The sequence below is a fragment of the Pseudomonas sp. AL10 genome (assembly GCF_029960685.1).
GTDB classification, from domain to species: domain Bacteria; phylum Pseudomonadota; class Gammaproteobacteria; order Pseudomonadales; family Pseudomonadaceae; genus Aquipseudomonas; species Aquipseudomonas lactis.
This window is the reverse complement of the sequence record NZ_JASBQZ010000049.1, coordinates 1-14,957: the sequence shown is the minus strand read 5'-3', so window position 1 is coordinate 14,957 and position 14,957 is coordinate 1. Positions and strand designations below refer to the sequence as shown.

The window sequence follows — 14,957 nt, the reverse complement described above, 5'->3', positions numbered from 1 at the left end:
TGACGCGGAGCGTCATTGGATGCATTCCCACGCAGAGCGTGGGAACGAGCTAGCTCGTTCAGGCCAGTTCGGTCGCGGTGTTCTTGACCACCGCCAACTCCGGATGCGCCACCAACTTATCAATGTGCAACTCATCATTGTTCAACCAGGTCTCGGTCAGCACCCGGTAATGCTCCATGTCGCGGCAGCGCATGCGCAGGCTGTAGTCGAACGGCCCGCTGATCAACTGGCATTCGAACACCTGCGGGCAGGCTTTGACGCAGGCTTCGAAGGCCTTTTGCGCCGAGCGCCCGCTTTGGTTGGACAAGGCCACCAGCACCAGCAGCGACAGCCCCGGTGAGACCATCTGCACATCGATGATCGCCCCATACCCACGGATCACCCCGCGTCGCTCCAGTTTGCGCACCCGTTCCAGGCAGGGCCTGGGGGTGAGGTGCACCAGCGACGAGAGCTTTTCGTAGGTGATACGCCCCTGATGCCTGAGTACGTCGATGATCGCTTCGTCGATGCGATCCAGCGTAGGGGAAGAATGGGGTCCGTTGGCCTTGGTATCCATGAGTTCACTTCAAACGGTTGGAAAGAAATTGCTGCAAGCGTTCGCTGGTGGGATGGTCGAGGATCTCGGCGCCGCCGTGTTCCTCGACTCGGCCCTGATGCAGGAACAGCACTTGGCTGGACACCTGGCGGGCAAAGCCCATTTCGTGGGTGACCATCAGCATGGTACGACCTTCCTCGGCCAACGTCTGTATGACTTTGAGCACTTCTCCTACAAGTTCCGGGTCCAGGGCCGAGGTGGGTTCATCGAACAGGATAATCTCCGGTTCCATTGCCAGCGCGCGCGCAATGGCCACGCGCTGCTGCTGGCCACCGGACAGGAACGCCGGATATTGGTCCGCCACGCGGCTCGGCAGGCCGACCTTGTCCAGGTACAGCCGCGCACGCTTCTCGGCTTCGGCGGCGCTCACGTTCAGCACCCGGCGCGGGGCCATGGTGATGTTTTCCAGCACGGTCATGTGGCTCCACAGGTTGAAATGCTGGAACACCATGGCCAGGCGCGTACGCAGGTTTTGCAGTTGCGCCTGGTGCGGCGCACGGGTGCCGGCGCGGCCTGGTTGCATTTCGATGCTGATACCGTCCAGGGTGATCACCCCGGCGTCAGGCTGTTCCAGAAAGTTGATGCACCGCAGCATCGTGCTTTTGCCCGAACCGCTGGCGCCGATCAAGCTGATCACATCGCCCTGGCGTGCGTTGAGGGACACGCCCTTGAGCACTTCGTGTTCGCCGTAGCGTTTATGGATACCTTCGACTTGCAGCTTGATGGCCGCCGTGGCGGTGTTGCCGACGGGTACATCCATTGGATAAGCGGCCAGGGCCTGCGCGGACTGGTTCATGGGTTAGCCTCGGGTAGGAACAAGAAAGCGCATCCAGCGACGTTCGGCCAGCCTGAACAGGCCCACCAGTGCAAAGGACAGCAGCATGTAGAGCAGGGCGGCGATGCCGAAAGCCTGGAAGGTCAGGAACGTCTCGGCATTCGCATCGCGGGCGACCTTGAGGATGTCGGCGACGGTGGCGGTGAACGCCAGCGACGTGGCGTGCAGCATCAGGATCATTTCATTGCTGTAGGCCGGCAGGGCACGACGCAAGGCGGCGGGCACGATCACAAACAGGTTCAGCCGCCAGCCGTGCAGGCCATAGGCGCGTGCCGCTTCGATCTCGCCATGGGGAATGTTGCGGATCGCCCCGGCGAAAATTTCCACGGTGTAGGCGCAGGTGTTGAGCACAAACGCCAACAGCGTGCAGTTCAGCGCATTACGGAAAAACTGGTTGAGCAAGGCGTTGTCCTGCACCACCTCCAGGCTGTACAGCCCGGTGTAGCAAATCAGCAGTTGGATATACAGCGGCGTGCCGCGGAACAGGTAGGTGTAGACCTCCACCGGCCAGCGCAGCCAGAAATGCTCTGACACGCGTGCCAGCGCCAGGGGGATCGACAGGCCGAAGCCGAGCACCACCGAGATAATGAACAGCCACAAGGTCATGGCAACACCGGACACACCGCTGCCATCGCTGAACAGGTAGGCCAGGCCGTATTGCTGGAACAGTTCGATCATCGCGCCATCCCCTTGATGCCCAGGTTATAGCGCCGTTCCAGGCGCTTGAAGATGCGGTTGGAGAGAGTGGTAATCACCAGGTACACCAGGCCCGCGAGGATCAGGAAGTACAGCGGCTCACTCGTGGACTTGCCAGCGTTCTGCGCGGCCTTGACCAGGTCTGACAGGCCGATGATCGACACCAGCGCCGTGGACTTGAGCAGCACCAGCCAGTTATTGCCCAGGCCCGGCAGGGCAAAGCGCATCAGTTGCGGGAACAGCACCAGGTGAAAGCGCTGCCAGCGGCTCAGGCCGTAGGCGGTGGCGGCTTCCAGTTGGCCGGCCGGCACACTGAGGATCGCGCCCCGGAAGTTCTCGGTGAAATACGCCCCGTAGATAAACCCCAGGGTGACCACCCCGGCGGTAAACGGGTCGATTTCAACGTAGTTCCAGCCGAACGCTTCGGTCAGGTCGTTGAGCCACAGTTGCAGGCTGTAAAAGATCAGCAGGATCAGCACCAGGTCCGGCACGCTGCGGATCAACGTGGTGTAGAGCGTGGCCGGCACACGCAGCCATTTGGCGCTGGAGAGTTTGGCGCCAGCGGCGACCAGGCCCAGGGTAAGGCTCAGAGCCAGGGCGAGGAACGCCAGCTTGAGCGTCATCCAGGCACCCTGGGCCAGCATCGGGCCGTAGCCTTGCAGGTTGAGGAGGTCGTTCATGGGGAAATCTCGAAGGAGCGCACGTATTTATTGTGGGAGCTGGCTTGCCTGCGATAGCGGTGGTGCGGTCACGGCATGGGTGCCTGAACCACGGCTATCGCGGGCAAGCCCGCTCCCACATGGGCACGGGTTGCCGGTTACTCGTTGTAGATGTCCTGATCGCCAAAGTATTTCTTCTGGATCTTGGCGTAGGTGCCATCGGCCTGGACGGCGGCTATGCCCTTGTTGATCAGCTCACGCAGAGCCTGGTCGTTCTTGCGCAGGCCCATGGCGATGTCCAGGGGCAGGGTTGGGTCCTTGAAGGCCGGGCCGGTCTTGAAGTCGGCGCCTTCGGGTTTGGACAGGAAGTTGAGCTGGGCTTCGAGCTTGTCCGTCAGGGTGGCGTCGAGGCGGCCATTTTGCAGGTCGGCATAGTTCTGTTCCTGGGACTGGTACGCCTTGATCTGTGCACCGAGCTTGGCCAGGTGCGCGCGGGCATAGGCTTCCTGCAACGAGCCTTGCAGCACGCCGACCTGCTTGCCGTTCAGCGACTCGGGGGTGTCACCGAAGGTGGCGTTTTTGCGGGTGATCACCGAGGTGGGGCTGAGGAACAGCCGGTCAGTGAAGTCGATGACTTTCTCGCGGGCCGGGGTCACGGCCATGGAAGACATGATCGCGTCGAACTTGCGCGCACGCAGGGCCGGGATCATGCCGTCGAATTCGTTGTGCACCCAGGTGCATTTCACTTCGAGCTTGGCGCAGATGGCGTTGCCCAATTCGATATCGAAGCCTTGCAGGCTGCCATCGGCGGCGACGGATTCGAAGGGCGGGTATTCGGGGAACACGCCAAACCGGATTTCTTTCCAGTCCTGGGCGTGGGCGGCGGTGGCGCATAGTGGCAACAGCAACGCAGCGAAGAGTGATCGCAGAGGAGTCATGTGTCGGTCCCTATATTTTGTAATTGATGTCAGGGGCAGTGAATAACTGGGAGCAGAGAATGCTTCATGATGGTGCGTTTTTTGTGTCGTTTACCCCCTGCGCAAAGCGCAAATTGCGCTGTTAAAACATGCAATGCAGCGGAATCGGCTGTGACACCGGCAAAATCGGCTTTTAACCCAGCAGAATCTGGCCTGCCCTGGGCGCAAAGCGGCAGGCCAGAGCGGTTTCAAGCGCGCTTTTTATGCTGTACCAAAGGTTGCTGGGCCAGGCGTGCGAACAGGTTTTTCGGGTCGGCCAGGTCCGGCACCAGCTCCAGCTCACTGCCCACTTCCAGGGCTTTGGCCACGTCCAGTACGTAGCGCAGGGCCGAGTAGTCTTCGATGGCAAAACCCACTGAGTCGAACAGGGTGATTTGGCGGTCATTCTCGCGGCCCGGCTGTTGGCCGTTGATCACTTGCCACAGCTCGGTGACCGGCGAATCTTCCGGCATATGCTGGATTTCGCCTTCGATGCGGCTTTGCGGTTCGTACTCGACGATCACCTGGGCGCGCTCGACGATGCGGCGGTCCAGCTCGGTCTTGCCCGGGCAGTCACCGCCCACGGCATTGAGGTGCATGCCTGGCTCGATCATCTCGTCAGTCAGGATGGTGGCGTAGGCCTTGTCCGCAGTCACGGTGGTGACAATGTCCGCGCCTTTGACCGCCTCGGCGACGCTGGCGGCCAGGATCACCTTGATCGCCGGGAACGCTTTGAGGTTGGCGGCGAGCTTGGCGGTGGCCTGGGGGTCGATGTCGAACAGGCGGATTTCAGTAATGCCGAGCATGGCGTGGAAGGCCAGGGCCTGGAATTCGCTTTGGCAGCCGTTGCCGATCAGCGCCATGCTGCGGCTGTTGGCGCGGGCCAGGTAGCGGGCGACCAGGGCCGAGGTGGCGGCGGTGCGGATGGCGGTGGTGAGGGTCATTTCCGCCAGCAGCACCGGCTTGCCGGTGTCGACGTCGCCCAAGGCACCGAACGCCATCACGGTGAGCATGCCGGCCAGGGTGTTTTTCGGATGGCCGTTGACGTACTTGAAGGCGTACAGCGAGGCGTCGGACACCGGCATCAGCTCGATCACGCCATCCGGTGAATGGTTGGCCAGGCGCGCGCATTTTTCGAAATCCTGCCAGCGCAGGTAGTCGGCGCGAATGTAGTCGGCCATTTCGGTGATGCAGGTTTGCAGGCCTTTTTGCGAAACCAGGTAGCTGAGGTCGTTGACGTCGATATAACGGGTCATGGCAAAACTCCTTATTGAAATGAGGGACGGGCCGGCAGATGCACTTCGGCCAGCATGCAGCGGGCACTGCCGCCGCCGATGCGTTCGATGTTGTCGATGTTCACCACCACCGGCCGCGTATGGCGCTCCACATGCTGGCGCTGCGCCGGATGCAGGGCGCCCCAGGCGCTGGCGGACATCACCAGCAACGGCTGGCCGTCGCGGTCGTGGACCTCCAGCATGTTGCCGGCGAAGGCTTCCAGCTGGTCGAAGTCCAGGCTGAGGATGTCCTTGCCGGTGTCACGCAGGGAGCGTTCCAGGGCCAGGCGCTCGCTGTCGTCGGGTAGGGCCTGCAGGCACACCACCGCGAGGTCGCGGCCGACGCTCATCATCACGTTGCTGTGGTAGATGGGGGCCTGGTGACGGTCCAGGGCGTGGAACACGCAAAGTTGGTAGTCGAGGCGTTCGGCAAACTGGCGCAGCGCCGCATGGTGGGTGCGCCCCGAATGGCAGGCGTAGCTGATGCGGTGCTGGCGGTCGAGCACCATGCTGCCGGTGCCTTCCAGGAAGATGTTCTGTTGTTCCAGGTGGCTGAGGTCGATGGTGGCGTTGATCGAAAAGCGTTGCTCCAGGACTTGCAGCACGCCCTTGTTGCGCTCCAGTCGGCGGTTCTGGCCTTCCATGGGGTAGAGCACCAGGCTGCCGTCGGCATGGCTGCTCCACCAGTTGTTGGGGAAGATCGAGTCGGGCGTGTGGGGCGCCAGCGTGTCCTGCACCACCAGCACTTCCACGCCGTGCTGGCGCAGGGTGTCGACATAACCGTCGAACTCCTCCAGCGCTTTGTGCTGTGCACTGAGCGGGTCCAGCGGCGGGCGTTGGAAACGGTTGTTGATCGCGGTATCCGGGTTGAAGGCAAAGCGCGCCGGGCGGATCATCAGGACGGTGTTGGTGGTTTGCATGGGGGCACGGGTCCGTTGGGGATCTTGTGCCGCTATTTTGTGCGTTGTGGGGAAAGGATCCCGGCTGAAACAGCGGGGTGGCTCAGCCAAGAAAGCTGAAAACGGGAGTGGCGCAGCCGAATCGGCTGCCAAGTTGAAATGCAATCAAACTGTGGGAGCTGGCTTGCCTGCGATAGCGGTGTGTCAGCCCCATTAATCTGACTGATACACCGCTATCGCAGGCAAGCCAGCTCCCACATTGGTATTGTGGTGTTTGTTATCGCTGTGTCAGCCAGGAGGAACCATGTCTACCGCTGTTCGCCTTGCCCAACCCTCAGATGCCGAGGGCATCAGTGAAGTCATCCTGGCTGCGCTGCACAGCAGCAACGCGCGTGATTACCCCGCGGATGTGATTGCGCGGGTTGCCAGCAACTTCACCCCCGACGCGGTGCTGGCGTTGCTCCAGCGGCGGGTGGTGCTAGTGGCAACGGAGGATCAACTGATCGTCGCTACGGCGGCACTGGATGGCAATGTGGTGCGCTCGGTGTTCGTCAACCCGGCACTGCAAGGGCAGGGCATCGGCCGGCTATTGATGATCGAAATCGAACTGCGCGCCCGTGAAGCCGGCGTGACGGTCTTGAGCGTGCCGTCCTCGCTGACGGCGCAAGCCTTCTACGCCAAGCTGGGTTTTCACAACGTGCGTGACGTGTACCACGGCAACGAGCGCACGTTGGTGATGGAAAAGGCGCTGTTGTCCCGCCACCCCATCGGGCCGTATCGCGACCGTCAGCACCGTGCCCAGGTGATTGAGTTATGGCAGCAGGCGTTTGGCTATGACACGGCCCATAACCTGCCGAGCCTGGCGATTGATAAGAAACTGACGGTCAATGACGGGTTGTTCTTTGTTGCCACCGACAACAACGCTGTGATCGGTACCATCCTCGCCGGCTATGACGGCCATCGTGGCTGGTTGTATTCGGTGGCGGTGCATACCGACTATCGGCGCCATGGCCTGGGATCGTCGCTGGTGCGCTATGCCGAACAGGCGTTGACGGCGCTGGGTTGCATGAAGATCAACCTGCAGATCACCGGCGGCAATGACGCGGTGGTGGGGTTTTATGAGGCGCTGGGGTATGGGGTGGAGCCGAGGATCAGTATGGGTAAGAGGATCGTTGAGTGTATTCCAGGACAAAGTAGATGACCGACAGCACTCTGATCACCCGTCTAACCTTTGAGGCTTACGCTTATTTTTTTTTCTGCTTCGCGGTATAGCCTTTCATTGCCGCAAAAGCATTCGCCAAGTTCAGAAACAGGATCTTGTCGTCAATATCCCCTTCGACATCGCCGTCACCGTCGGCATCCCCCGGGCTTGAGGAACGGTCATAAAAACCATTTTTCTCGCTGGAACTGGCATACACCAGAAGAGGGTCGGGATCGTTGGGGGCATTCAGTACTTCCATCAATATTTCTTTGCTTGCGTCACCTTCGAAGTCATCTGTCGTGAGGTGAATAATAAAGCTGCCCATGAGGTGTCTCCTTGAGGTTTGGTGAGAATCCAGCCTCTGCATTTATAATCCCGATCCCTGCGCATCTCTACTGTCAAACTTGACAGGGTGGATGCATTTACAGTTGATCGTTCCCGCGCTCTGTGTGGGGGTTCCGCCTGGGACGCTCCGCGTCCCGCTGGACAACTTAGGGTTTTGTGAGGCGCTGGGAAATGGGGTGGGGCTGAAGATCAGTATGGGCAAGAAGATTGCAGAGAATATTGCGCCACGTTCTTGAAGGCGCAGAAACCAGTGTGGGAGCTGGCTTGCCTGCGATAGCGGTGGGTCTGTAGCCAATATGCTGGCTGACAGTTTGCTATCGCAGGCAAGCCAGCTCCCACAAGTTTGTGTGGTGTCGCTGGAGTTTGTGGCTGTTAGACCTTGACGATCCAACCCGCTGGCGCTTCCACATCACCGGTCTGCACACCGGTCAGCTCTTTGTAGAGCTTTTGGGTGATCGGGCCCACTTCGGTTTCGCTATGGAATACGTGCAGCTTGCCGTTGTACTGGATGCCGCCGATAGGCGAGATCACGGCAGCGGTACCGCAGGCGCCGGCTTCCTTGAATTGGTCCAGCTTGTCGATGAACACTTCGCCCTCGACCACTTCCAGGCCCAGGCGGGTCTGGGCCAGTTCGATCAGCGACAGGCGGGTGATGCCTGGCAATACCGAAGGCGACTTCGGCGTGATGAACTGGTTGTCGTGGGTGATCCCGAAGAAGTTGGCCGAGCCGACTTCTTCGATTTTCGAATGGGTCATCGGGTCCAGGTAGATCGCGTCGGCGAAGCCGGATTTCTTCGCTTCCGAACCCGGCATCAGGCTGGCGGCGTAGTTGCCACCGACCTTGGCGGCACCGGTGCCTTGCGGCGCGGCGCGGTCGTAGCCGGAAATCTGGAAGTTGTGCGGCACCAGGCCGCCCTTGAAGTAGGCACCGACCGGGATGCAGAACACCGAGAAGATGAACTCCGGCGCGGTACGCACGCCGATGTTGTCACCGGTGCCGATCACGAACGGGCGCAGGTACAGCGCGCCGCCGCTGCCGTACGGCGGGATGAAGCGCTCGTTGGCCTTGACCACTTGCTTGCACGCGTCGATGAACGCGTCGGTCGGCACTTGTGGCATCAGCAGGCGGCCACAGCTGCGCTGCATGCGGGCAGCGTTCTGGTCCGGGCGGAACAGGTTGATCGAACCGTCCTTGCAACGGTAGGCCTTCAGGCCCTCGAAGCATTGCTGGCCATAATGCAGGGCAGTGGAGCCCTCGCTGATGTGCAGCACATTGTCGTCGGTCAGGGTGCCTGCTTGCCATTCGCCGTTTTTCCAGACCTGGAGAAACCGCTTGTCGGTCTTGATGTAGTCAAAACCCAGCTTGTCCCAATTGATGCTCTCGTTACCCATGACACCCTCTATCTCTGGTCAAGTCGGATTTTTTTCTGGATGGGCGCAACAATACTGCATTCTTGGCCGGTGTGGGAGCAGGGCGGCGGACCATTCAACCTCTGCATTGGCTGATCCACCGCTATGGCGGGCAAGCCCGGCTCCCACATTGGAATGCATTTCAAGTGTGGGAGCTGGCTTGCCTGCGATGGCCACGCCGCGGTTTTACAGGTGCAACGCGTGCCCCAACGCCCGCAACGCCGCTTCCTGCACCGCTTCACCCAGGGTCGGGTGGGCATGGATGGTGCCCGCTACGTCTTCCAGGCGCGCGCCCATTTCCAGGCTCAGGCCGAACGCGGTCGACAGCTCGGACACCCCAGCCCCCACCGCTTGCCAGCCAACAATCAAGTGATTGTCGCGCCGTGCCACCACCCGCACGAAGCCGGCTTTGGACTCCAGCGTCATGGCCCGGCCATTGGCGGCGAACGGGAAGCTCGACACGATGCAGTCCAGGCCGGCCGCCTTGGCCTCGTCCGGGGTCTGGCCGACCACCACCAGTTCCGGGTCGGTAAAACACACCGCGGGTATCGCCGCCGGGTTGAATTCGCGGGCTTTGCCGCTGATCAGTTCGGCAACCATTTCGCCCTGGGCCATGGCCCGGTGCGCCAGCATCGGCTCGCCACTGAGGTCGCCAATGGCATACACGTTGCGCATGCTGGTCTGGCAGCGGCTGTCGATCTTGATCGCCGCGCCGTTCATGTCCAGGTTCAGTGCTTCGAGGTTCCAACCCTGGGTGTTGGGTTTGCGCCCTACGGCTACCAGCACCTGGTCGGTGTCCAGTGCCAAGGTGTCGCCGCTGGGCGCACGCACTTGCAGTTTGCCGTCGGTAAAACCGGTGACGCTGTGTTCCAGGTACAGCTTCACGCCAAGTTTCTTCAGGGATTCAGCCACCGGCAGGGTAAGCTCGGCGTCGTAGGCCGGCAGGATGTGGGCCTGGGCCTCGACCACACTGACGTCGGCACCCAGCTTGCGGTAGGCAATTCCCAGTTCCAGGCCGATATAACCACCGCCCACCACGATCAGGCGCTTGGGCACGTGTGTCGGTGCCAGGGCTTCGGTGGAGGAGATGATCGGCCCGCCAATCGGCAGCATCGGCAGGTTGACGCTCTTCGAACCGGTTGCCAGCAGCAGGTGTTCGCACTGGATGCGCTGCTCGCCCACCTCGACAGTCTTGCCGTCGATGACCTTGGCCCAGCCGTGGATCACCTGCACCTTGTGCTTCTTCAACAGCGCGGCGACGCCCGTGGTCAGGCGGTCAACGATGCCGTCTTTCCATTCCACGCTCTTGCGGATGTCCAGGGTCGGTACATCCACTTCAATGCCCAGTTGCGAGCCCTGGCTATGGTGCACGGTTTGCTGGAACTGTTCGGCCACATGAATCAGGGCCTTGGAGGGAATGCAGCCGATGTTCAGGCAGGTGCCGCCCAGTGCCTGGCCTTCCACCAGGATGGTCGGGATGCCCAGTTGGCCGGCGCGAATCGCCGCCACATAACCGCCAGGGCCGCCGCCGATAATCAGCAGCGTGGTATGCAATGTCTGAGTCATGCCCTTACTCCAGGAACAGGCTGGCGGGTTGTTCGAGCAGGCCGCGAATGGCCTGGATGAATTGCGCCGCGTCCATGCCATCGACCACACGGTGATCGAAGGAACTGGAGAGGTTCATCATTTTGCGCACCACGATCTGGCCCTTGATCACCATCGGCCGCTCAACGATGCGGTTGACGCCGACGATGGCCACTTCCGGGAGGTTCAGCACTGGCGTGCTGACAATGCCGCCCAGGGCGCCGAGGCTGGTCAGGGTAATGGTCGAACCGGACAGCTCTTCACGGCTGGCCTTGCCTGTACGTGCGGCGTTGGCCAAACGCGCGATTTCTTCGGCAGTGCCCCACAGGCTGCGAGCTTCGGCGTGGCGCACCACCGGCACCATCAGGCCCACGTCGCTCTGGGTGGCGACGCCCACGTGCACGGCGCCAAGGCGCGTGATGACCTGGGCTTCGTCGTCGTAACGGGCGTTGATCTGCGGGAAGTCGCGCAAGGCGACAACCATGGCCCGTACGATAAACGGCAGCAGGGTCAGCTTGCCGCGTGTCGCACCGTGCTTCTCGTTGAGGTGCACGCGCAACTCGTCCAGGGCGGTGACGTCGATCTCTTCCACGTAGCTGAAATGCGCGGCGCGGCGGGTGGCGTCCTGCATGCGCTGGGCGATCTTGCGACGCATGCCGATCACCGGGATCTGGTGTTCGTCAGTGCGCTCGGCATACGGGTTGGCGGCGCTGGCGCCCGTTGCCGGGCCCTGGTGCAGGTAAGCCTCCAGGTCTTCATGCAGAATCCGGCCCGCCGGGCCGGTGCCCTGCACCAGGCGCAGTTGAATCCCGGCATCCAGTGCATGTTTGCGCACCGCGGGCGAGGCCAATGGGCGTTCGCTGGCTTCACGGGCCACGGGAGCTTGCGGCGCTTTCACCACCGCAGCCGGTTTGCTTTCTACCGGCGCCTGTACCGGTTTGGCTTCGGCCACGGGAGGCGCGGCCTTCGCAGGTTCGGCAGCCACCGGCACATCCTTGGTATTGCCTGCGCCTTCCACTTCAATGCTGATCAAAATACTGCCCACTGCCATGACCTCACCCGGCTCGCCGCCCAGAGAAATCACCTTGCCATGGACCGGCGAGGGAATATCCACCATCGCCTTGTCGGTCATCACATCCGCCAGCACCTGGTCTTCAACCACCAGGTCGCCGACCTTTACATGCCATACCGACAGTTCAACTTCCGCGATGCCTTCGCCAATGTCCGGCATCTTGATAACGTGCGTGCCCATTCAGACCTCCATGACCCGTTTCAACGCCGCGCCCACTCGGGACGGCCCTGGGAAATACGCCCACTCCTGCGCGTGCGGGTAGGGGGTGTCCCAACCGGTGACGCGTTCGATCGGCGCTTCCAGGTGGTGGAAGCAATGCTCTTGCACCAGCGAGACCAACTCGGCACCAAAGCCGCAGGTGCGCGTGGCCTCATGCACCACTACGCAACGGCCGGTCTTTTTCACCGACTTGACGATGGTCTCCAGGTCCAGCGGCCACAGGCTGCGCAGGTCGATAACCTCGGCGTCGATGCCGGTTTCTTCGGCGGCAACTTGCGACACATATACGGTGGTGCCGTAGGTCAGCACGGTCACGGCCGAACCCGGACGCACGATGGCGGCCACGTCCAGCGGCACGGTGTAGTAACCGTCCGGCACCTGGGCTTGGGGGTGTTTGGACCACGGCGTTACCGGGCGGTCGTGGTGGCCGTCGAACGGGCCGTTATACAGGCGCTTGGGTTCGAGGAAGATCACCGGGTCATCGTTCTCGATGGAGGCGATCAGCAGGCCCTTGGCGTCATAGGGGTTGGACGGCATCACTGTGCGCAGGCCGCAAACCTGGGTGAACACCGCTTCGATACTCTGGCTGTGGGTCTGGCCGCCGTAGATGCCGCCACCGCAGGGCATGCGCATGGTCAAGGGCGCAGTGAACTGGCCGGCCGAGCGATAACGCAGGCGCGCCGCCTCGGAAATGATCTGGTCGGTGGCGGGGTAGACGTAGTCGGCGAACTGGATTTCGGCGACCGGGCGCAAGCCATAGGCGCCCATGCCCACGGCCACACCGACGATGCCGCTTTCCGAGATGGGCGCGTCAAACACCCGCGAGCTGCCGTACTTGGTCTGCAAGCCTTCGGTGCAACGGAACACGCCGCCGAAGTAGCCGACGTCCTGGCCGAACACGACCACGTTATCGTCACGTTCAAGCATCACATCCATGGCCGAGCGCAGGGCCTGGATCATGGTCATGGTGGTGGTGGTCATGGCGGTTTCCAGTTCAATACTGTTGTTGTGGTCGTTCATGTCACACCCCCAGCTCTTGACGCTGGCGCTTCAAGTGCTCCGGCATCTCTTTATAGACATCCTCGAACATGGTCGCGGCGCTTGGAATCTGGCCACCGGCCAGGGTGCCGTACTGTTCGGCTTCCTTCTGCGCCTTGACCACTTCGGCTTCAAGCTCGGCACTGACCGCCGCGTGTTCCTCTTCGGACCACTGGCCAATCTTGATCAGGTGCTGCTTGAGGCGGGCAATCGGGTCGCCCAGGGGGAAGTGGCTCCAGTCGTCGGCGGGACGGTACTTGGATGGGTCATCGGAGGTGGAGTGCGGGCCGGCGCGGTAGGTGACCCACTCGATCAGGGTGGGCCCCAGGTTGCGGCGCGCACGCTCGGCAGCCCAGGCCGAGGCAGCGTACACGGCGATAAAGTCGTTGCCGTCCACGCGCAGGGAGGCGATGCCGCAACCGACGCCGCGTCCGGCGAAGGTGGTGGCTTCACCGCCAGCGATGGCCTGGAAGGTGGAGATGGCCCACTGGTTGTTGACCACGTTGAGGATCACCGGCGCGCGGTACACGTGGGCGAAGGTGAGGGCGGTGTGAAAGTCCGATTCCGCGGTGGCGCCGTCGCCGATCCAGGCCGAGGCGATCTTGGTATCGCCCTTGATCGCCGAGGCCATGCCCCAGCCCACGCCCTGGACGAATTGGGTGGCGAGGTTGCCGGAAATGGTGAAGAAACCCGCCTCCTTGACCGAATACATGATCGGCAACTGGCGGCCCTTGAGCGGGTCGCGCTCGTTGGACAGCAGTTGGCAGATCAGGTCTACCAGCGGCACGTCGCGGGCCATCAGGATGCTTTGCTGGCGGTAGGTGGGGAAGCACATGTCGTCGATATTCAAGGCCAGGGCCTGGGCGCTGCCGATGGCTTCTTCGCCAAGGCTTTGCATGTAGAACGACATTTTTTTCTGACGCTGGGCGACCACCATGCGGTTGTCGAAGATACGCGTCTTGAGCATCGCACGCATGCCGCGGCGCATGATCTCGGTGGAGACACCCTCGGCCCACGGGCCAAGGGCCTGGCCCTGGTCGTCGAGCACGCGGATCAGGCCCTTGGCCAGGTCGGCGGTGTCGGCCGGTTCTACGTCGATGGCGGGTTTGCGTACCAGGCCGGCGTCGGTCAAACGCAGGTAGGTGAAGTCGGTCTTGCAACCTGGGCGGCCCGAGGGTTCGGGAACGTGCAGGCGCAGCGGTGCATACGGCTGGGTCATGGCTTTCTACGCTCTATCTTGTGAATTTCTTGTAGTGGGCGCGCTAGCTGACAGTCAGTCTTCGGGTAGAAGAAATCTTGTCCTACAACAATCATAGGCGTGGCGTAGAAGAATATTTATCTCTGTTTCATTGCGTCGCCGGCTATTTGCGGATAAAAAAACTGCATAAACATAATAAACAGGTGATTTTGTCTCATGCGCAAACTGGACCGTACCGATATCGGCATTCTCAACGCCCTGCAGGAGAATGCGCGGATCACCAATGCCGACCTGGCCCGCTCGGTCAACTTGTCGCCGACGCCGTGTTTCAACCGGGTCAAGGCGATGGAAGAGCTGGGGTTGATTCGGGAGCAGGTCACGCTGCTGGACGCTGATTTGCTGGGGCTGCACGTGAATGTGTTCATCCATGTGAGCCTGGAGAAACAGAACGAGCTGGCGCTGCAGCAATTTGAAGGGGCGATCTCGGACCGACCGGAGGTGATGGAGTGTTACCTGATGGCGGGTGACCCGGACTATTTGATCCGCGTGTTGGTGCCCACGATTCAGTCGCTGGAGCGTTTCATGATGGATTTTTTGACTAAGGTGCCGGGGGTGGCGAACATTCGCTCCAGCTTTGCCTTGAAGCAGGTGCGCTACAAAACCGCATTGCCATTGCCAGCCAACGGCATCAGCCTGGGTTCCTGATTCAATACGGGGCAAAATGTGGGGCTTGCCTGCGTGCCAGCTGACGTCAATCTACCTGACACTCCACGATCCAACTGTGGGAGCTGGCTTGCCTGCGATGGCGGCCTGCCAGCCGACACTTCTCTACCTGACACCCCGCAATCCAACTGTGGGAGCGGGCTTGCTCGCGAAGGCGGTCTGACAGTCAACACAGTTGGATTGTGTACATAGCCATTGCTGCGGTAACGGCCACTTAGGGTTCCGCTCTGACAGCGGGTCACTTTTGGAAAAG

At 61.5% G+C, this 14,957-nt stretch carries 15 protein-coding genes; 2 read left to right on the top strand and 13 right to left on the bottom strand.

Features of this window, described 5'->3' with window-relative positions; translation table 11 throughout:
• Window positions 1-58: 58 nt before the first annotated feature.
• The 7 genes from QK296_RS25945 to QK296_RS25915 form a co-directional block, all read right to left on the bottom strand.
• Window positions 59-556: an Lrp/AsnC family transcriptional regulator gene (locus tag QK296_RS25945; RefSeq protein WP_003192319.1), complete on the bottom strand. Its 498-nt coding sequence runs from the start codon at window positions 554-556 to the stop codon at window positions 59-61.
• Window positions 557-560: 4 nt separating this feature from the next.
• Complete coding sequence (locus QK296_RS25940) at window positions 561-1,391, bottom strand: ATP-binding cassette domain-containing protein (protein ID WP_003192318.1); 831 nt, start codon at window positions 1,389-1,391, stop codon at window positions 561-563.
• A 3-nt stretch (window positions 1,392-1,394) separates the two neighbouring features.
• Entirely contained in the window at window positions 1,395-2,108 is a 714-nt protein-coding gene (locus QK296_RS25935; protein ID WP_003192316.1) for an ABC transporter permease, read from the bottom strand.
• A complete protein-coding gene (locus QK296_RS25930; protein ID WP_003192315.1) occupies window positions 2,105-2,806 on the bottom strand; it encodes an ABC transporter permease in 702 nt (233 codons plus the stop codon). The genes QK296_RS25935 and QK296_RS25930 overlap by 4 nt, the downstream gene beginning before the upstream one ends.
• Window positions 2,807-2,943: 137 nt before the next feature.
• Window positions 2,944-3,723, bottom strand: coding sequence for an ABC transporter substrate-binding protein (locus QK296_RS25925; RefSeq protein WP_003192314.1), 780 nt, complete (start codon window positions 3,721-3,723; stop codon window positions 2,944-2,946).
• 227 nt (window positions 3,724-3,950) lie between these two features.
• On the bottom strand, window positions 3,951-4,997 hold the full coding sequence (locus tag QK296_RS25920; RefSeq protein ID WP_282391796.1) for an ornithine cyclodeaminase: 1,047 nt from the start codon (window positions 4,995-4,997) through the stop codon (window positions 3,951-3,953).
• 11 nt (window positions 4,998-5,008) lie between these two features.
• A complete protein-coding gene (locus tag QK296_RS25915) occupies window positions 5,009-5,935 on the bottom strand; it encodes an arginine deiminase-related protein (RefSeq protein ID WP_003192311.1) in 927 nt (308 codons plus the stop codon).
• A gap of 283 nt (window positions 5,936-6,218) precedes the next feature.
• Between QK296_RS25915 and QK296_RS25910 the strand changes: the two genes are divergently transcribed.
• Window positions 6,219-7,115: a GNAT family acetyltransferase gene (locus QK296_RS25910; protein ID WP_080765526.1), complete on the top strand. Its 897-nt coding sequence runs from the start codon at window positions 6,219-6,221 to the stop codon at window positions 7,113-7,115.
• A 43-nt stretch (window positions 7,116-7,158) separates the two neighbouring features.
• Here the strand turns inward: QK296_RS25910 and QK296_RS25905 are convergent, their stop codons facing one another.
• The 6 genes from QK296_RS25905 to QK296_RS25880 all read right to left on the bottom strand — a co-directional run bounded on the left by QK296_RS25905 (window position 7,159) and on the right by QK296_RS25880 (window position 14,002).
• Window positions 7,159-7,440, bottom strand: a complete 282-nt coding sequence (locus QK296_RS25905; protein WP_032900759.1) for a hypothetical protein — start codon at window positions 7,438-7,440, stop codon at window positions 7,159-7,161.
• Between the two features lie 392 nt (window positions 7,441-7,832).
• Entirely contained in the window at window positions 7,833-8,852 is a 1,020-nt protein-coding gene (locus QK296_RS25900) for a branched-chain amino acid aminotransferase (protein WP_003192309.1), read from the bottom strand.
• Window positions 8,853-9,056: 204 nt separating this feature from the next.
• The gene (gene lpdA, locus QK296_RS25895; protein ID WP_057711227.1) at window positions 9,057-10,436 is read right to left on the bottom strand and encodes a dihydrolipoyl dehydrogenase; all 1,380 of its coding nucleotides are present in this window, start codon (window positions 10,434-10,436) and stop codon (window positions 9,057-9,059) included.
• Window positions 10,437-10,440: 4 nt separating this feature from the next.
• Entirely contained in the window at window positions 10,441-11,706 is a 1,266-nt protein-coding gene (locus QK296_RS25890) for a dihydrolipoamide acetyltransferase family protein (RefSeq protein WP_282391791.1), read from the bottom strand.
• The gene (locus QK296_RS25885) at window positions 11,707-12,765 is read right to left on the bottom strand and encodes an alpha-ketoacid dehydrogenase subunit beta (protein WP_005789444.1); all 1,059 of its coding nucleotides are present in this window, start codon (window positions 12,763-12,765) and stop codon (window positions 11,707-11,709) included.
• A 1-nt stretch (window position 12,766) separates the two neighbouring features.
• The gene (locus QK296_RS25880) at window positions 12,767-14,002 is read right to left on the bottom strand and encodes a 3-methyl-2-oxobutanoate dehydrogenase (2-methylpropanoyl-transferring) subunit alpha (RefSeq protein ID WP_003192305.1); all 1,236 of its coding nucleotides are present in this window, start codon (window positions 14,000-14,002) and stop codon (window positions 12,767-12,769) included.
• Window positions 14,003-14,197: 195 nt separating this feature from the next.
• On the opposite strand from QK296_RS25880, the gene bkdR reads away from it, so the two are divergent.
• Complete coding sequence (gene bkdR, locus QK296_RS25875; protein WP_003174877.1) at window positions 14,198-14,686, top strand: Bkd operon transcriptional regulator BkdR; 489 nt, start codon at window positions 14,198-14,200, stop codon at window positions 14,684-14,686.
• Window positions 14,687-14,957 lie beyond the last annotated feature (271 nt).